The organism is Ancylobacter vacuolatus, assembly GCF_030813595.1.
GTDB classification, from domain to species: Bacteria; Pseudomonadota; Alphaproteobacteria; order Rhizobiales; family Xanthobacteraceae; genus Ancylobacter; species Ancylobacter vacuolatus.
Map to the genome: position 1 here is coordinate 146,264 of NZ_JAUSUH010000008.1, position 17,210 is coordinate 163,473.

13 protein-coding genes are annotated in these 17,210 nt (G+C 67.0%); 8 read left to right on the top strand and 5 right to left on the bottom strand.

What is annotated here, in order from left to right:
- Positions 1-108: 108 nt before the first annotated feature.
- Positions 109-831, bottom strand: coding sequence for a protein phosphatase CheZ (locus tag J2S76_RS16930; RefSeq protein WP_307062214.1), 723 nt, complete (start codon positions 829-831; stop codon positions 109-111).
- Positions 832-1,015: 184 nt separating this feature from the next.
- On the opposite strand from J2S76_RS16930, the gene J2S76_RS16935 reads away from it, so the two are divergent.
- Positions 1,016-1,399: a response regulator gene (locus J2S76_RS16935; protein ID WP_307062216.1), complete on the top strand. Its 384-nt coding sequence runs from the start codon at positions 1,016-1,018 to the stop codon at positions 1,397-1,399.
- 365 nt (positions 1,400-1,764) lie between these two features.
- Positions 1,765-2,433, top strand: a complete 669-nt coding sequence (locus J2S76_RS16940; protein ID WP_307062218.1) for a response regulator transcription factor — start codon at positions 1,765-1,767, stop codon at positions 2,431-2,433.
- Between the two features lie 32 nt (positions 2,434-2,465).
- On the opposite strand, the gene J2S76_RS16945 is transcribed toward J2S76_RS16940, so the two are convergent.
- The 4 genes from J2S76_RS16945 to J2S76_RS16960 all read right to left on the bottom strand — a co-directional run bounded on the left by J2S76_RS16945 (position 2,466) and on the right by J2S76_RS16960 (position 6,147).
- Positions 2,466-3,272: a response regulator gene (locus tag J2S76_RS16945; protein WP_307062221.1), complete on the bottom strand. Its 807-nt coding sequence runs from the start codon at positions 3,270-3,272 to the stop codon at positions 2,466-2,468.
- 184 nt (positions 3,273-3,456) lie between these two features.
- Positions 3,457-3,849 (bottom strand): response regulator, encoded by a 393-nt coding sequence (locus J2S76_RS16950; RefSeq protein ID WP_307062223.1) that lies wholly within the window; start codon positions 3,847-3,849, stop codon positions 3,457-3,459.
- Positions 3,846-5,675 (bottom strand): sensor histidine kinase, encoded by a 1,830-nt coding sequence (locus J2S76_RS16955; RefSeq protein ID WP_307062225.1) that lies wholly within the window; start codon positions 5,673-5,675, stop codon positions 3,846-3,848. Before J2S76_RS16955 ends, J2S76_RS16950 begins: the two co-directional genes overlap by 4 nt.
- Positions 5,656-6,147 (bottom strand): putative pterin-binding protein, encoded by a 492-nt coding sequence (locus J2S76_RS16960; RefSeq protein ID WP_307062227.1) that lies wholly within the window; start codon positions 6,145-6,147, stop codon positions 5,656-5,658. The genes J2S76_RS16955 and J2S76_RS16960 overlap by 20 nt, the downstream gene beginning before the upstream one ends.
- Positions 6,148-6,531: 384 nt before the next feature.
- Here J2S76_RS16960 and J2S76_RS16965 point away from each other — a divergent pair, with 384 nt between their 5' ends.
- The 6 genes from J2S76_RS16965 to treY all read left to right on the top strand — a co-directional run bounded on the left by J2S76_RS16965 (position 6,532) and on the right by treY (position 17,209).
- Positions 6,532-8,736 (top strand): ATP-binding protein, encoded by a 2,205-nt coding sequence (locus J2S76_RS16965; RefSeq protein ID WP_307062229.1) that lies wholly within the window; start codon positions 6,532-6,534, stop codon positions 8,734-8,736.
- Between the two features lie 56 nt (positions 8,737-8,792).
- The gene (locus J2S76_RS16970) at positions 8,793-10,268 is read left to right on the top strand and encodes a methyl-accepting chemotaxis protein (protein ID WP_307062231.1); all 1,476 of its coding nucleotides are present in this window, start codon (positions 8,793-8,795) and stop codon (positions 10,266-10,268) included.
- Between the two features lie 202 nt (positions 10,269-10,470).
- Entirely contained in the window at positions 10,471-10,719 is a 249-nt protein-coding gene (locus tag J2S76_RS16975; protein WP_307062233.1) for a hypothetical protein, read from the top strand.
- Positions 10,720-10,827: 108 nt separating this feature from the next.
- Positions 10,828-12,891 carry a glycogen debranching protein GlgX gene (gene glgX, locus J2S76_RS16980; protein WP_307062235.1) on the top strand — a complete coding sequence of 688 codons (2,064 nt, stop codon included), beginning with the start codon at positions 10,828-10,830 and terminating at the stop codon, positions 12,889-12,891.
- Positions 12,888-14,666, top strand: a complete 1,779-nt coding sequence (treZ, locus tag J2S76_RS16985; RefSeq protein WP_307062237.1) for a malto-oligosyltrehalose trehalohydrolase — start codon at positions 12,888-12,890, stop codon at positions 14,664-14,666. The genes glgX and treZ overlap by 4 nt, the downstream gene beginning before the upstream one ends.
- The gene (treY, locus tag J2S76_RS16990; protein ID WP_307062239.1) at positions 14,663-17,209 is read left to right on the top strand and encodes a malto-oligosyltrehalose synthase; all 2,547 of its coding nucleotides are present in this window, start codon (positions 14,663-14,665) and stop codon (positions 17,207-17,209) included. Before treZ ends, treY begins: the two co-directional genes overlap by 4 nt.
- Position 17,210: the final 1 nt, after the last annotated feature.

Consider the following 17,210-nt stretch of genomic DNA (forward strand, 5'->3'; position numbering starts at 1 on the left):
GGGCAGGGGCCCCGTCCCGATAGCCGTCGTATCCTGGCCAACCATCCCGGCTCGCGCCTCAGGCGGCGGCCGGGATGCTGGCTCCCAGGGAGCTTTCCAACAACGCTCTCAGCCGAAGAGGGAGTCGATATCGTCCTGCGACACGACATTCTCGTCGTCGGCCAGCGCCGGCCCGTTGAGCAGCGCCTCGTCGCCGGTACGCTCGGGGGCGATGCTCTCGGCGATGCGCGCGACTTCCTCCTGGCCGCCCCAGATGTTGCACATGCGCTCCACCCGCTCCTCGATGAAGACCATGAGGGCGACCACCTTGCGGATGCGCTGGCCGCCAATGTCCTGGAAATTGCAGGCCTCGAAGATGCGGGTGGCGTAGCTGTGGATCGCCTGCGCCGCCGCCTTCTGGCTGCCTTCCAGTTCGCCGACCAGCGAAATCGCCGCGCCGTCGATGTTCTCGGCCATCTGCAGGATGTCCTCGGTCGCCGCCTCGGTATCGGCGACGACGGCGTCGAGCTCGTCGGTGGCGCGATTGAAGCGCGCGCCCTTGGCGCCACCCGACTGCAGCGTGGCAAGTTCGTTCTTGGTGCTCTCGATCGCCTGGCGGATCGTTTCCACGTCCATCAGCATCGAATGCCGGGAGCATTCGGGGTCCGCTTCGGGGCACCGGCGGTCGAAACGCGCGATGACGCCGCGCAGTTCGAGCAGTTCCTCCAGCACGCGGTTGATCTGTGCCGAGACCGAGGCCTGCGCCGACAGCGATGTGGTGCCCAGTCCCTCTCCAACCCTATGAGGTCGTTCATTGCCTTCAATTCGGAACGGCCGCCGCGCTGACGACATGTATATTCTCCAATGCTCGTCACTAATTTTCGATCATTGCTTATAATTCAAACCTGTAAATCTGAGAATAACCCCACTGATTCACCTGCAAGCTTCACGCAAGCAATGCAATTCAAACATGATCCTACGAAAGGACGGCAAGCGGCTGTCCGTGGATCTTATTACCCGAAGGACGGAGCGCTTTATGGCTGTGGATTTGTCGATGCCGGTTCTTGTAGTCGACGATTACAAGACCATGGTCCGAATCATTCGCAACCTGCTGAAACAGATCGGCTTTGAGGACGTGGACGAAGCCTCCGACGGCGTCGAAGCCCTCTCCAAGCTGAAGGAGCGGCAGTACGGGCTCGTCATCTCCGACTGGAACATGGAGCCGATGACGGGCTACGAACTGCTCAAGCAGGTGCGCGACGACACCGATCTCAGTGCTCTGCCGTTCATCATGGTCACGGCCGAGGCCAAGTCGGAAAACGTCATTGCCGCCAAGAAGGCGGGGGTGAACAACTATATCGTCAAGCCCTTCAACGCGCAGACGCTGAAGAGCAAGATCGACACTGTCTTCGACAGCTGACCCTGTCGCTGGAGCCCTTGTCGATCAGGTGAAATGACCTGATCGACAAGCATGTGCTCGGCAATCAACAGGCCGGTGCCTTTTCCCGGCGTGAAAGCCTGTCGACTTTCGCGGAAAAGGCTCGGGCCAATCGATATGGCGCCCCTCGGGATCTCCCGGGGGGCGTTTCATTTGCGTGGCCCGCCCTGGCGCGAACCCCCCCGATTTTGCCGATACCCTCCAGAATGGAGGGAAACACCATCCAACCCTGAAGCAACTCAGCTTGAGTGGATATAATCGTCAAAATAGTCCTTTGCCCAAGGACACGCGCAGCCAGCAATCAACATCGTTGCATGACTGCAAATCCAAGGCAGGGGAATTGAATCATGTATGTCATCGTCGATGACCGTTCGATTGTTGCGGACAGCTATGTTTCCAGCTTCTCGCGCGAAGGTTTTTCCAGCTTCGGCGTCAATGAAGACGAGTTCAAGGGCTGGATCGAAAGCGCCTCGGGCAATGACATTGCCGCGGTCGAGGGCTTCCTCCTCGGCGATTTCGAGCGCCGCCCGACCTATCCCGAGATGATCCGCTCGCACAGCAGCGCGCCGATCCTGGCCCTCAGCGACCAGAAGAGCCTGACCCAGACCCTGGAGCTGTTCACCGCGGGCATTGACGATGTGGTGCGCAAGCCCGTTCATGTCCGCGAGATCGTGGCGCGCACTGATGCCATCTGGCGGCGGGTGAACTCCAATGTCGCCCCCACCAGCGAAGAACGGCTGAAAGTGTTCTTCGACGGCCGCGATCCCGAGATCGACGGCGAGGCGCTGGCTTTGCCGCGCCGCGAGCGGCACATGCTGGAATATCTGGTCAAGAATTCCCGCCGGCGCGTGACCAAGACGCAGATCTTCAACACCATTTATGGCATCTTCAACGACGACGTCGACGAGAGCGTGGTCGAAGGCCACATGAGCAAGCTGCGCAAGAAGCTGCGGCTGAAGCTCGGCTATGACGTGATCGATGCCAAGCGCTATCTCGGCTACCAGTTCGTCGGCTGACGGCGCCGGGCCGGCGGTGGCCGGCCGCCGGCTCAATCGAGCGGGAGACCGAGGCGCTCGGCCTGGCGCTTGACGAAGGTTTCCATGCGCTGGCGGCCGCTTTCGGTGAGCTCGACGATGATCCGCCGGCGATCGGCCGGGTCCGGGCGGCGCTCGATCAGGCCGGCCTCGCGCAGTTCGTCGATGCGGCGCAGCGCCGTTGTCGTCGGCGCCCCTGAGGCGATGCACAGGCTGGTCACCGAGATGGGGCGGCCGGACGCTTCCGCCATCGCCAGATCCAGCAGCATGTCCCAGGCCGGGTCCGAGAACAGATCGGACTGGAAGATGGCGTCGCGGTCGGCACGGGCCGCCACCAGGGTTTTCAGATAGTTCGGCCGGATGATCGGCTTGTCCACCCCGATCAGAGGGATTCCCGCCGCGCCATTGGATGCCTTCTGGCTGTCCTCGACCAGCGAGAAGGCCCGCCGCACCGCCTGCGCGACCTCTTCGGGCAGCAGCGGCTTCTGCAGGAAATCCACCGCATTGAGACGCAGCGCGCCCACCGCCCGGTCCAGCGAGGCATGACCGGTGATGATGATGGTCGCGAGCGGGCGCTTGCGGCCCATCAAGGCGAGCTTCTGCAGCAGTTCGATGCCGTCGATGCGCGGCATCTGCAGATCGGTGACGACCACCTGCAACTGTTCATTGCGCTGCACCAGGTCGATCGCTTCCACCGGGGTGTTGGCGATGAGGCTGGGCAGGCCGAGCGATGCCAGCCCCTCGCTCAGTTCGATCAGGATGTCCGGGTCGTCGTCGACGAGCAGGACACGCGGAAGTTCCAGCTCTGTTTCACTTGCCATCACACCGCCACACGCCGGACCCAGGCGAAAAGAACGTCACGCTCGGCGACGTCTGTAATGACTCTATGATAGTGCCGCAGGGGCATCATTGTGAAATAACAAATCTCCGCGCGGGGGATGCCTTTTTTATGAAGGCGAGCCTGTGACCATGTCGGCTCCGGGTCCGCACCTCAACCCCCTGCACTCAACCCCCGGCCGTCGTCCCCCCGGCGAGGCCAGCGGCGATGTCGTCGAGGATGTCGTTCGGGTCGACGGGCTTCACGTAGAGAAAGTCGCTGTCGAAATCCGCCGCCGCCACATTGTGCATGACATGGCCGGTGATGATGATGATCAGGGCCGGGCGGAGCGCCTCCGGCAAGGCCCGCGCCTCGGCCACCACCTGGCGCCCGTCGACGGCGCCGATGCGCAGATCGGTAATCAGCACACGCGGCGCCAGCCCCTGGCGCAGGTGCCCGATCGCGTTCTCCGCCGTGACGGACAGCTCGACGCGCCAGCCCAGCGAGGTGAAATACTCGCCGAGCTCGTGCGCCAGCTCCTCCTCGTCGTCGCAGATCAGCATGGTTTGTGCCGTGTTCATGCTGCATCCTGCGTGGCGCTGGCCTGGGTGGTCGGCAAGGTAATGGCGAAGCAGGCGCCGCCGCCCCTATTCTCCACCACAATAGTGCCGTTCATGTCGCGGATCACGCTGCGGGCCAGCGACAGGCCGAGCCCGGTACCCTTTTCGGTCGATTTCGTCGTGGCGAAGGGCTCGAACAGGCGTTCCAGCATTTCGGGGGGCACGCCGCCGGCATTGTCCTGTACCAGAACCACCGCGCGCCCCTCCTCCAGCCCGATCGACACCCGAACCGCGCGGTCGCCGGCGCCGCCCTCGCGGTCGCCCACCCCGCTCTCGCGGGAGCCAGCGTCACTCTGGTGGTCGGTGTCGTCGCGAGGGGCCTCGCCGTCCTGCGCCTCGCCGTCCTGCGCCTCGAAGGCGTCGCGGGCATTGATCAGCACATTGACGATGACCTGCTCGAACATGGTCTGTTCGCCAAAGACCAGCAGCTCGGCCGGGGCGCTGGTTTCGATCGACAGCGCGATATTGGCGGCGCGGAACTGCTCGGCGACGAAGCCGGCGGCGAGTTCCACGGCGTGGCGCAGCGAAAAGGGCAGGAGATGCTCGGTCGGCATGCGACCATAGCGGCGGACCTGATCGGTGATGCGCTTGGCGCGGTCGACCTGCGCCGAGATGCGCTCCAGCTTCGCCGCCACCGGCTCGCCGCCCGGCAGCGGGTCGAGCAGGCGGCGGGCATTGGCCACCGCCATCTTGATGACGGCGAGCGGCTGGTTGAGCTCATGGGCGATGGCGGTGGCCATTTCGCCCAGCGTCGCCAGCTTGGCGGCCTGCATCACCTGCAATTCGGCATTGCGCACCCGAGAGGTGTCGACCAACACGATAAGCTGCTGCTGGCGCCGCTCCCACAGCACGCTACCCACCGAGCCGCGCAGCGAGATGATATCGCCCGGCCCGCGCGCATAGCCCATGGTCAGGGCGCCCCAGCGGCGGGTGTCCGGCTCGCCGGCGGCGCCGCGCACCGCCTTGACGAAGCGAGGCCAGGCCGGGTCGTCGAGCGAGGGGGAGACGAGGGTGGCGGCGCTGGGGTTGAAGAAGCTCACATGATCGGTGTCGGGGTCGATCACCACGACGCAGGCCGGCACCGCCTGAATCACCGCGCGCAGATTTTCCTCCACCGCCGCCAGGGCCGCCTGCGCCTCGCCGATCTCGCCGAGGCGGATGCGGTCGCGGCGCGACTGCAGGATGAGCACGGCGGCAAGGCAGGCACCGCTGATGAACAGCAGCACCAGCGGCACGGCGCCCGGCCTCTGCGCCAGGGCGCGCTCGCGCCGGAAGATCTCCTGATTATAGGCGACCGATTGCATCAGAATGGTCTGCAGAGCCTCCCCGAGCGGTTCCAGCTCGGCGCTCAGCGCCCTCAGCTCAGCGGCGGCGTCGCCGTCTTCGGGGTCAAGCCTGGCGACATCGTCGATCACCTGGTCCAGCCGGACCTCGAAGATCTGCGTCGGCCCGCGGGTGTCGACCACGTCGCTGAGCACCCGCCCCTCGTCGGAATCATAGAGAAGCGGCAGCCGCGAGCGCAGGATTTCGAGGCGAAGCATCAGCGCGTGCACGCCGTGCACGCTTGGGACGATCGAGAGCTTGGCGAATTCGGCCTGCACCTTCACGAATTCCAGCTGCGCCTGATAGGCGACCCACCCCGAGGAGCGGATCGTCGCGGTGAGAAAGGCCTGCTGGCGTGTCTGCGAGACATAGACCAGCGCGGTTGCGAGGAAGAGCGCAACGGAAGCGACGACGAGGCCGATTTTCAGAAGGCCGAGCGACCGCCTATTGCGCGATAAAATCAATGGACTTTACCTGCCAGACCATGCGCGACTGGAAATATTGCTGCCCGAGCGCGGGGTCGGAATCGATGGGGTACATCACCCAGAACGGTCCCTTGTCGCGCACCCGCATCGTCGCGCCGTCGAGCCGGGTGGTGAGGATCGCGCCATGGTCCTTCCAGTCCTCGGCCGGAATCGGGGCGACATAGTCGTTCAGCGCCATCACCTTGGCTTCGCGCACGGGCCGGCCACCAAGAGCGGCCAGCACGCCGAGCGAGGGGCCGGTGAAGGTGTTCACGCCCTTGGTCCATGGGGTGCCGGTCTCGATCCGGCTCTGGGGCAGCGTGTCCAGTTCGGCCAGGGTCAGCGTCTTCTGCGCGAGGACCTGCCCGTTCTCGCCAAGCCAGCGGAGGCCCAGGTCCTGCGCGTGCGCCATGTTCGGCACCGCGCAGGCCATCAGCGCCAGCACGAGCGCACAGACCAGCCTGATCGACATCGTTCGCTCCATGAATGGCGCCCGCGCGCCCGGCTCGCTCGCGAGCGCTGGGAAGATCGCACGTGCCTTTGCGCCGGGCCTGCCAAATTGCTGCCATTTCGGCAGCGACGGAGCGGAGATCGTTCCATTTTGGATCAAATAGCTCGCACAGGGGTGCCGGCAGGCGATGGAGCCCTGCGCCGAGATGAGCCGCCGCAACGAGTTATCTTCCAATCCTGCAGCAAAATGCGACCTTTGACCTAAAGAAACGCGGCCGATTGCATCCAAAATGCCGGAAGACTAGGAAAGAGTGACTGCGAAAGTGTCCAGGTGCCGCGTGCCCGCCCGCAAGACACTGGCCCGGGATGAGGCGGCAGCGACGTGCCCTTTTTCGATGCGGCGGCCATGACCCCAGAATCTTCCCTGCACGCGGCGCCGATGGCGGCGCTACCCGATGGCTCCGCGGTGCCGGAGACTGCTTCCGAAGCCACAACGCTGTGGAAGGGCGCCTCCCGCCGCCTTCTGTTGCTGCTGTTGCTGCTGCTGGCGCTGCTGGTGCCGGCCTCGGTGGCGTTCCTTACCATCCAGCTGCATGAGCAGCATGAGGATGAGGTCGCCGTCGCCGCCTCGCGCAAGCTGGCGCTGGCGTTGACCTCGCATCTGGAGCGGACGGTCGAGTCGATCGAGTCCTTCCTCGACAGTTTTTCAGGTCTCGCCGACGAGACTTCGCCGCAGGAAATCTACGACCGGCTCCTGACCGCCCGGCTGCCCGCCTCGGTCATCCAGGTCACCTATGTCGATCGGGAGGGCGCGGTGGTGGCGAGCAACCTGCTGCCTCCGGGCAACGGTTTGAACCTTGCCGATCGGGAGCATATCCGGGTGCATCTGAACGATGACCCGACCGGCCGCGACATTTTCATCAGCAAGCCGGTGAAGGGGCGGATCAGCGGCGCCTGGTCGATCCAGTTTACCCGCGCCCTGCGCGCGCCGGACGGCAAGCTGCGCGGCATACTCGCGGCCTCCTACCAGATTTCCGACTTCATCGACTTCTATGAGAGGCTGCTGCCCGAGGGCCAGGGCCTGATCGCCCTGGTCGGCTTCGATGGGGTGGTGCGCGCCAGCGTTCCGGCCGCCAGCCAGATGGACGGACTGGATGCCGCCGCGATTCTCCCCGGTCTGGAGTCGCTCGGCAGCCATGCCAACGGTCCCTATGCCGGCGTCGCCTGGGACGATGTGCGCCGGATCGGCTATTCCGTGCATTCCGACCGCTACCCCTTCCTGGTGGTGGTGGCGGCCGACCGCAGCGCGATCCTGGCGGAGTCCCACGATTTCCATGCCGCGATCTGGTTGATCGCCGGCGGGCTCGGCCTCACTTTGGCGGCGCTGGCGCTGTTCGGCCTGCGCCATTCGCGGCTGGAGCGCGCCTATCGCGAGCGCGAACTGAAGGCCAACGCCCAGGAGCGCGAGGCGCAGGTGCTTCAGGCGATCAGCCGCGTACCGGGCATCCACGTGCTGCATATCGAGAACGGCCAGGCCATCCGTATAGGCGACGCCACGGAGGACATTCTTCCCCGGTTGATCGCCGCGCATGTGGAAGCGCCCGATTTCCTCGCCCGCGTCGAGCAGGGCAATGCCCCGTCGGTGGCGATCGAGCATTTTTCCGGCGAGGGCGAGGAGTTCGAGGTGGAGCTGGTGCTGACCCGGCTGCGCCCGGCCACGCAGGACCGATCCGGCCCGGCGGCCCCCATGACACCCGCCGCCGTGGTGTTCGCGCTTGACGAGACCGCCAAGCGCATGGAGGAGAACAAGCTCTACCAGATGTCGAAGATGGCGGCGCTGGGCGAACTCGTGACCGGCCTCGCCCATGAGATCAACCAGCCGCTCGGCGTCATCCGGCTGGCGGCGAGCAATGCGATGACCGGCCTGCGCAAGGGGCTGCCGGTGGAGCACACCAGCGAGAAGCTCGAACGCATCATCCGCCAGGTCGAGCGCATGAAGTCGATCATCGACCACATGCGGATCTTCGGGCGCAAGGACGCGCTCACCGTCGACCCCTCCTCGGCGGAGACGGCGGTGGAGGGCACGCTGCAGGTCCTCGGCACGGAAATCCGGCTCGACGGCATCGAGCTGTCCTTCGCCGGCAGTGCCGGCGGCGCGCGCGTGCCCTGCCGGCAGGAACAGCTGGAGCAGGTGCTGATCAATCTGGTGCTGAACGCGCGCGATGCCATCCGCGCGCGCCGCCAGGAGAAGCCGGACTGCTCCGGCCGCATCGCCATTACCATCGAACGCCGCGAGATGGAGGGGCGGCGCTGGGTCCTCGTCACCGTGCGGGACAATGGCGGGGGCATCCCCGGGGCGGCGATCGGCAAGATCTTCCAGCCCTTCTTCACCACCAAGCCGCCGGGCCAGGGAACGGGGCTGGGCTTGTCGGTCAGCTTCGGCATTATCCGCGAGTATGGCGGCACGCTCGCCGTCGCCAATGTCGAGGACGGCGCGCTGTTCACCATCGCCCTTCCCGAGGTTGCGGCGCAGACACAGGAGGATGTGGCGGGAGCCGCCTTGGTGCCGCCAGCCCGGCGAAGCGAGCCTGAGACAAGCTCCGGTAGCTAGCCAGAGGAGCCGTCCTGACAGTCCCGGACCGGCAATTGTCCCGACCGGAGATCGGTATGAGCTCAGCTTCCCCTTATTTTCTTAAACGCCGCTCCCCGGCGCGCGGCTTCGACGCCGCGCTGCTGGACGACTTGCCCGCCGCCGTCCTGATGTGCGACCCGCAGACCGGACAGATCGACTATGCCAATGCCCGCGCGCGGGCTCTGTTTGAGACCATCCGTCAGGTGCTGCCGGGCGCGCCGGCGCAGCTCGCCGGTGCCTCGCTGGCGCTGTTCGCTCTCGATCTCGGCCCGAAGGGCGAGCGCCTCGCCCGCCACGATCTGATGCCGCTCAAGGCCGATGTGGCCATTGGCGGCGAGACCCTGCGCTTCGCCATCACGCCGATCCGCAATGCGCGGGGCGACTATGTCCACGCCCAGGTGGTGTGGAGCGTGGAGACCGCCACGCTCGCCACCGAGGCGAAGATCCGGCGCCTGATGCAGATGGTCGATCAGATGCCGATCAACGTTATGACGTGCTCGCTCGACGGGTTCATCGTCGACTACGCCAACCGCACCAGCCTCGACACGCTGGCCCGCATCGAGCAGCATCTGCCGATCAAGGCCTCCGAGCTGGTCGGCTCGTCGATCGACGTCTTCCACAAGAAGCCGGAAATGCAGCGGCACATGCTGGCCGACGCCTCGCGCCTGCCGCACACGGCGCGCATCCAGGTCGGCCCGGAAACGCTCAATCTCAGCGTCTCGGCGCTGATGACCCCCGATGGGCGCTATGACGGCCCCATGCTCACCTGGGCGCTCATCACCGACACGGTGAAGGTCGCCTCCAGCGTCACCGCTGTCATCAACGAGATGAACCAGTCCTCCTCGGCGATGGAGCACGCCAGCGCCGAGCTCGACGGCCTCACCCGCCAGAGCGAGGAGATGACATCCTCGGTGGCGGCGGCGGCGGTCGAGATGTCGATGTCGTTCAGCGAGGTCTCCAAGCAGATCCGCAACGCCACCGACATGACGGCGCAGGCGGCCGAGCGCGCCACCTCGGCCGACGGGCTGGTCAGCGGACTGGTGGAGAGCATCGAGCGCATCGGCAATATCTCGGCGATGATCGAGCGCATCGCTTCGCAGACCAACCTCCTCGCCCTCAACGCCGCCATCGAGGCGGCCCGCGTCGGCGATGCCGGCAAGGGCTTCGCGGTGGTGGCTTCCGAGGTGAAGGAACTCGCGCTGCAGACCGCCAATGCCACCAAGGAAATCAGCACCCAGGTCGACGCGGTGCAGCGGGCCAGCAGCGATGCGGCGCGGGCGGTGAACGAGATCACCCACAGCGTCGGCACCCTGCGCGACGTGTTCACCACCCTTTCCGCCGCTGTCGAGGAGCAGAGCGTCACCAATGGCTCGGTGACGCAGAGCATCGATGGCGTCTCGCGCATTTCCGGCCAGATCCGGGGCACGGCTGGCCAGATCGAACAGGTGTCTGACGCGGTGTCCGCCCTTGGTGGGCGGCTGCGCGAGGAAGTGAAGGTGCTGACCGCCTGATCGAGATGCGGGCCGGGCACCCGCGATCCTTTTCTCCCTGAACTCCCCGCAAGGGCCGGCTCGCGCCGGCCCTTTTTTCGCGTCGCAACGACGGCCTCGTCGCCACGCGGAAGCCCGGCCGGCGGCGGCGGGCCGGAACTTTTTTTCGCGCGCGCGCGTTCTGCGAGCGGCCCTTCACGCGGCCCTTCACGCGAGAGCATCCATGTCCGAGAGCTATTGGGACGCCTGTTTTGATCGCCCCTTGCCGACGCGCGAGGGGCGCCATCTGCGCACGCTGCGCGATGCCTATGAGTTCATTCGGGCACGCTGCGCCTATCCCGGCCATCCGCTGGCGACGGCCACGCTCAGTGCGCTGCACGTTGCGGCGCAGAGCGGCGGCTCGCCCGAGGCGCGCCGCGCGCAGGAGCGCACCGCCCGCCTGATGCGGATCAACCGCTGGGGCGGACACTGACGTCATTGCTGGCGCCGCTCCCGAAGCCACCCCTGGCGATGCGCCGGCTCGGTGCGCCGCGTAGGCCCTTTTTCCTTGCCTTTCTCCCTCCTGACGGTGAACCCCATCATGCGCAAGATACTGCCTGGCTCCGCCTTTCCGCTCGGCGTGACGGTCGACGGAAGAGGGACGAATTTTGCGCTGTTCTCCGACAATGCGGTCGGGGTGACGCTGTGCCTGTTCGATCGCTATGGCGAGACCGAGCTGGAGCGGATCGACCTGCACGAATGCACCAACGGCGTCTGGCACTGCTATCTCCCCGGCGTCGGGCGCGGCCAGGTCTATGGCTGGCGCGTGCATGGGCCGTGGGCGCCGGAGGCGGGCCATCGCTTCAACCCGAACAAGCTGCTGCTTGATCCCTATGCCCGCATGCTGGTGGGCGACATCAAGTGGCATGACGCGCTCTATGGCTACACGATCGGCGCCGGCGACGACGCCGACCTGATCATGGACGAGCGCGACAGCGCCGCCTTCATGCCGAAGGCCCGCGTCGTCGCCGGCACGCCGATGGCCGCGACCCAGCACCCGCGCATCTCCTGGGCCAAGACGGTCATCTATGAGGGCCATGTGCGCGGGTTGACCATGCGCCACCCGCTGGTGCCGGAATCGATCCGCGGCACCTTCACCGCGCTCAGCCAGCCGGAGTTCATCGACTACATCGCCAAGCTCGGCGTCACCGCGGTGGAGCTGCTGCCGGTGCATGCCTTCACCCAGGACCGGCATCTGCTGGACCGGGGCCTCGCCAATTACTGGGGCTACAACACGCTGAACTTCTTCGCGCCGGAGCCGCGCTATCTCGGCGAGGACGGGCTCGACGCCATCGGCGAGGCGGTGGACCGGCTGCACCAGGCGGGAATCGAGATCATTCTCGACGTGGTCTACAACCACACCTGCGAGGGCAACCATCTCGGCCCCACTTTGTCGTTCAAGGGCATCGACAACGCCTCCTATTATCGGCTGCTGCCCGGCAATGGCCGCTACTATGACGACCTCACCGGCTGCGGCAACTCGGTCAACACCGACCATCCGCGCGTGCTGCAGATGGTGATGGACTCACTTCGCATGTGGGCTTCGGTCTACGGCATTGATGGGTTCCGCTTCGATCTCGCCACCACGCTCGGCCGCCGGCCAGAGGGTTTCGATTCCGGCCACGCCTTCTTCAACGCCATTCTGCAGGACCCCACCCTAGGCGGGCTCAAGCTGATCGCCGAGCCGTGGGATGTCGGCCCCGGCGGCTACCAGCTCGGCGCGTTCCCGCCCGGCTTCTCGGAGTGGAACGGCGACTACCGCGACACGGTGCGCGAGTTCTGGTGCGGCTCGGAAGGGCTGTTGCCGAGCTTCGCCACCCGCTTCGCCGCCTCGCAGGACATCTTCTCGGAAGGGCGCCGCCGGCCGTGGTCGAGCCTCAACTTCATCACCGCCCATGACGGCTTCACCCTGCACGACCTCGTCACGTACAACGACAAGCACAATGAGGCCAATGGCGAGGACAACCGCGACGGCCACGACGACAACAAGAGCTGGAACTGCGGCGTCGAGGGCGAGACCGACGATCCCGCCATCAACGCGCTCCGCCGCCGGCAGAAGCGCAATTTGATCGCCACGCTGTTCCTCAGCCAGGGCGTGCCGATGCTGCTTGCCGGCGACGAGCGTTCCAACTCGCAGGGCGGCAATAACAACGCCTATTGCCAGGACAACGAGATCGGCTGGGTCGACTGGTCGGATGACGACCCGGAGCTGCCGGAATTCGTCGCCCGCCTCGCCGAGATCCGCAAGACCCATTCCTGCCTCTCGCGCCCGGAATTCCTCACCGGCTCGCGCAACGAGATGGGCCAGCCCGATGTCGCCTGGTTCAACAATGGCGGCACCCGCATGAGCGAGGAGAACTGGTCCGACCCGCACTCGAAATGCATCACCCTGCGCCTCGCCCCGGTGCTGCCGGAGGAGCCTTCGCTGGTGATCATGCTCAACGCCTCGCATGTCGACGTCGATTTCGTCGCCCCGCCGGTGCAGTCCGGGCGCTGGGAGGCGATCCTCGCCACCGGCGACGACCTCGAAGGCTCCAGCCTTGAGGGCGGTGGAAGCTTCGGCGTGCCGGGCCGCACGCTCATCGTCTGGGAATGGCGCGCATGAACAGCCCCCGCTTCGGACCGATCCTCGACGGCACGGCCACAAGCTTCCGCCTCTACGCGCCGGATGCGGACCATGTGAGCGTGGAGATCGACGGCACCGCGCCCAGGGCGATGGAGAAGGACGGCGATGGCTTCTTCATCGCCGCCGTCGACGGGCTCGGTGCGGGCACGCGCTATCGCTTCCGCATCGGTGACGGGGAGGGGGCGGTCGCCGTCCCCGATCCCGCCTCGCGCGGGCAGGCGGAAGATGCCGATGGCTGGAGCCTTACACCGGCGCCGGTCGCCATGTCGGCGGGCGGCGCCTCCCGCCCCTGGCACGAGGCTGTCATCGCCGAGATGCATGTCGGCACGGCCACTCCGGAAGGCACGTTCCGGGCGCTGATCGAGCGGCTCGACCATTTCCGCGATGCGGGCTTCACCGTGATCGAGCTGATGCCGGTCGCCGATTTTCCCGGCCGCCGCAACTGGGGCTATGACGGGGTGCTGCTCTACGCCCCCGACACCGCCTATGGCACGCCGGACGATCTGCGCGCCCTTATCGCTGCCGCCCATGAGCGCGGGCTCGGCGTGATGCTGGATGTCGTCTACAACCATTTCGGCCCGAGCGGGAACTACCTGCCGCTCTATGCCAAATCGTTCTTCCGCGAGGACATACACACCCCCTGGGGCCCGGCGATCGACCTGGAGAACCCCATCGTGCGGGCGTTCTTCACCGAGAACGCCGCCTATTGGCTGCGCGATTTCGGTTTTGACGGGCTGCGCTTCGACGCGGTGCATGCGCTCGCCACCGCCGGCGCCGAGACTTTCCTGCGCGAGATCGCGGCCGCCTGCCGCGCGGTGCGCCCGGAGGCGTGGCTGGTGTTGGAGAACCACGACAACATTGCCGGCTGGCTGACCCGCGAGGAGCATCTGTTCACCGCGCAGTGGAACGATGACTGGCACCACGCCTTCCATGTGCTCGGCAGCGGCGAGCGCACCGGCTATTACGCCCCCTATGCCGGGGACGCGGTTGCCTCCGCCGGGCGGGCCCTCGCCGAGGGCTTCGTCTTCCAGGGCGAACCCTATCCGGGCGAGGGCGGCCATCCGCGCGGCACGCCCTGCGCTGATCTCGCCCCAGACGCCTTTGTCAGCTTCGTGCAAAATCACGACCATATCGGCAACCGCCCGCTAGGCGACCGTCTGGCGGCGACTCTGGCACAGGAGCGGCTGGCCTTTCTGCGCTTCGTGCTGATGCTCTCGCCGGAAATCCCCCTGCTGTTCCAGGGCGAGGAGGCGCTGCTGCCCACGCCCTTCCCGTTCTTCTGCGATTTTGAGGGCGAATTGGCGGACGCGGTGCGCAAGGGCCGCCGCAGTGAGTTCGCCGATTTCTTCGACGCCCATGGCGAGAGTTTCCCCGACCCGCTGAGCGAGGCGACCTTCTTTTCCGCCAAGCTGAAGGCCGAGGACATGCGCACCCCGCAGGCGCGGGCCGAGCTCGACGCCTTCCACCGTCTGGCCGAGCAGCGCCGCCGTCTGGTCTGGCCGCTCACCGCCAGCCCCTATCGCGGCAGCGAGCTGAGCCGGACCGGGGAGGCTCTGCGCGTCGCCTGGCACTATGGCGCCGGCACGCTGGTAATGGTGCTGAATGGAGGCAAGGGCCGCGTGCGGATCGACCCGCAGACCAGCCTTCCCGGCATGCCGGCGGGCGCCAGCATTGGCGGCGTGATCCACGAGGCGGAAGGGCAGCTGACGCTCGACCCCTTCGCCGCCGCCCTCTGGAGCCTTGCCCGCGCATGAACCCCGCCCTCCGCGCCACCTATCGCTTCCAGTTCCATCGCGGCTTCACCTTTGCCGATGCGCAGGCGCTGGTGCCCTACCTCGCCGATCTGGGCGTGAGTCACCTCTATGCCTCGCCGATCACCACGGCGGTGCCGGGCTCGACCCATGGCTATGACGTCGCCGACCCGACCCGGATCAACCCGGAGCTGGGCGGGGAGGAGGGTTTTGAGGCTCTCGCCGGCGCGCTGGCGGCGCGGGGCATGGGCGTGGTGCTCGACATCGTGCCGAACCACATGGCGGCCTCCAGCCACAACCCGTTCTGGCTCGACATGATGGAAGCCGGCCCGGGCTCGGCCGCCGCCCGCGTGTTCGACGTGAAATGGGAAAGCGGCCGGCTGCTGCTGCCGGTGCTGGGCGATCCGCTGAAGGCGACGCTGGAGGCCGGGGCGCTGTCGCTGCGCGCCGATTACGAGATCGGGCGCGTCAATGTCGCCTATGCCGACCACGTCTTTCCGCTGCGGGCGCAGACCGTGGCGGGGCTGCTGCGCGCGGCCGGCCTCGCTGCCGCTGCCGACTGCTTCGCCGTGGTGGAGGGCGGATCGGACGATACCGGAAGAGGCGCGGCCCGCGCCGTGCTCACCGGCCTCGACGCCGCCGCGCGCCAGGCGCTGGAGGCGGCGCTGGCGCAAGCGGACCTCGCCGCGGTGCTGGAGGCGCAGCACTGGCGCCTCGCCTGGTGGCGCACGGCGGCGCATGATCTCAATTACCGCCGCTTCTTCAACATCACCGATCTCGCCGGCGTGCGGGTGGAGGACCCCGAGGTGTTCGACCTCGTGCACCGCCTGCCGCTGGAGCTGATCCGGCGCGGGCTGGTCCACGGGCTGCGGATCGACCATATTGACGGGCTGGTCGATCCCGCCGGCTATTGCGCTCGGCTGCGGGCAGCGGTGGGGCCTGATGTGCCGCTGCTGGTCGAGAAGATATTGGAGCCGGGCGAGGTGCTGCGTCCCTGGCCGATCGAGGGCACTACCGGCTATGAGCGGCTGAACGACATCAACGCGCTTTTCGTCGACCCGGAGGGCTATGGCGCCTTCGAGGCGGCGCTGCGGGCGCGTCACCTTCTCGTCGGCGCGCTGCCGGAGCGGCTGGCGAGCGCCAAGCGGCAGGTGCTGGAAGCGAGCCTCAAGGCCGAGGTCGACATTCTGGCCATGCTCGCGCGCGAGGGGCTGGACGCGGCCATGACCGCCGGCGACCTCACCGACACGGCGATCCGCGACGGCGTGGTGGCGCTGCTCGCTCATTGCCCGGTCTATCGCTCCTATGCGACGCCTGCTGGCCATGCGCCCGAAGATGTCGCGATCTGGCAGGAAATCCGCACCCGGATCGACGCCACGGAGAACCCGTTGACCGCTGCGGCGGCCGCGCTGCTGCTCGATCGGCTGGAGAGCCCGGAGCGGCCGAGCGACCATGAATTCCGCTCGCGCTTCCAGCAGCTCAGCGGCCCTGCCATGGCCAAGGGCTTCGAGGATACCGAGCTTTACCGCTTTCCGGTGCTGCTCTGCGCCAATGAAGTCGGCGGCAGCCTCGACCATCCCGCCCGCAGCGCGCAGGAGTTGCACGCGCTTTATGAGGCGCGCGCCAAAGACGGCGCGGCCGACCTCATCCCGCTGGCAACGCATGACACCAAGCGCGGCCCCGGCCCGCGCGCCCGCCTCGCCGCGCTGAGCGGCAGGCCCGAGGCGTGGCTGGCGTTCTGCGAGGCGGCGGAGGCGCTCACGGTCCCGCTGCGGCGCGAGGAGGCGGGCATTGTTATGCCCGACGCGCTCGATGCGCATATGATCCTGCAGACGCTGGTTTCCGCCTGGCCGATCACGCCTGAGCGGATGGAAACCTATCTCACCAAGGCGCTGCGCGAGGCCAAGCGCCACAGCAATTGGGAAACCCCGAACGAGGCCTATGAAGCGGCGAGCCTCGGCTTTGCCCGGGCGCTGGTCGAGGCGCCGGAGGCGGCGGAATTCCGCGCCCGGCTCGAGGCGTTCGTGGCCGCGCTTGCCCCTGCCGGGCGGCTTGTTGCGCTCGGCCAGCTTATTCTCCAGCACACGCTTCCGGGCACGCCCGACATCTATCAGGGCACGGAGTTTCGCGATTTCTCGCTGGTCGACCCCGACAACCGCCGCCCGGTGGACTGGGCGGCACGGGCACAGGCGCTGGCGGGGCAGGCCGCCGCGCTCGACCCCGACGATGCCGCCATTTTCCAGCTGACGCGGGACCTGCTGGCGCTACGCGCGCGCAACCCGGCGCTGATGCGCGGCGATTATCGCCGGCTTGACATCGCGCCCTCGGCCGCGCCCTCGCCCTGGGGCTGGTTCGGCTTCGAGCGCCGGCACGGGGAGCATGCCGTGCGGGTGGTGCTGCCGACCCGTATCCCGGAGCCGGGCGCGCCGCTGGACGACCTGACCGAATGGCTTGGCGAGTGGCTCGGCGAGGGCTGGCGGCCGCTGGAGGGCCACGCCCTCAGCGCCGACATGCCGTTCCTACTGGCGGAAAGCGGGCCGGCGTGAG

Excerpts from the sequence above, each read along its gene's own strand:
- J2S76_RS16930 (WP_307062214.1), bottom strand. The coding sequence starts at position 831 with ATGTCGTCAGCGCGGCGGCCGTTCCGAATTGAAGGCAATGAACGACCT.
- J2S76_RS16935 (WP_307062216.1), top strand. The coding sequence starts at position 1,016 with ATGGCTGTGGATTTGTCGATGCCGGTTCTTGTAGTCGACGATTACAAG.
- J2S76_RS16940 (WP_307062218.1), top strand. The coding sequence starts at position 1,765 with ATGTATGTCATCGTCGATGACCGTTCGATTGTTGCGGACAGCTATGTT.
- J2S76_RS16945 (WP_307062221.1), bottom strand. The coding sequence starts at position 3,272 with ATGGCAAGTGAAACAGAGCTGGAACTTCCGCGTGTCCTGCTCGTCGAC.
- J2S76_RS16950 (WP_307062223.1), bottom strand. The coding sequence starts at position 3,849 with ATGAACACGGCACAAACCATGCTGATCTGCGACGACGAGGAGGAGCTG.
- J2S76_RS16960 (WP_307062227.1), bottom strand. The coding sequence starts at position 6,147 with ATGTCGATCAGGCTGGTCTGTGCGCTCGTGCTGGCGCTGATGGCCTGC.
- J2S76_RS16965 (WP_307062229.1), top strand. The coding sequence starts at position 6,532 with ATGACCCCAGAATCTTCCCTGCACGCGGCGCCGATGGCGGCGCTACCC.
- J2S76_RS16970 (WP_307062231.1), top strand. The coding sequence starts at position 8,793 with ATGAGCTCAGCTTCCCCTTATTTTCTTAAACGCCGCTCCCCGGCGCGC.
- J2S76_RS16975 (WP_307062233.1), top strand. The coding sequence starts at position 10,471 with ATGTCCGAGAGCTATTGGGACGCCTGTTTTGATCGCCCCTTGCCGACG.
- glgX (WP_307062235.1), top strand. The coding sequence starts at position 10,828 with ATGCGCAAGATACTGCCTGGCTCCGCCTTTCCGCTCGGCGTGACGGTC.
- treZ (WP_307062237.1), top strand. The coding sequence starts at position 12,888 with ATGAACAGCCCCCGCTTCGGACCGATCCTCGACGGCACGGCCACAAGC.
- treY (WP_307062239.1), top strand. The coding sequence starts at position 14,663 with ATGAACCCCGCCCTCCGCGCCACCTATCGCTTCCAGTTCCATCGCGGC.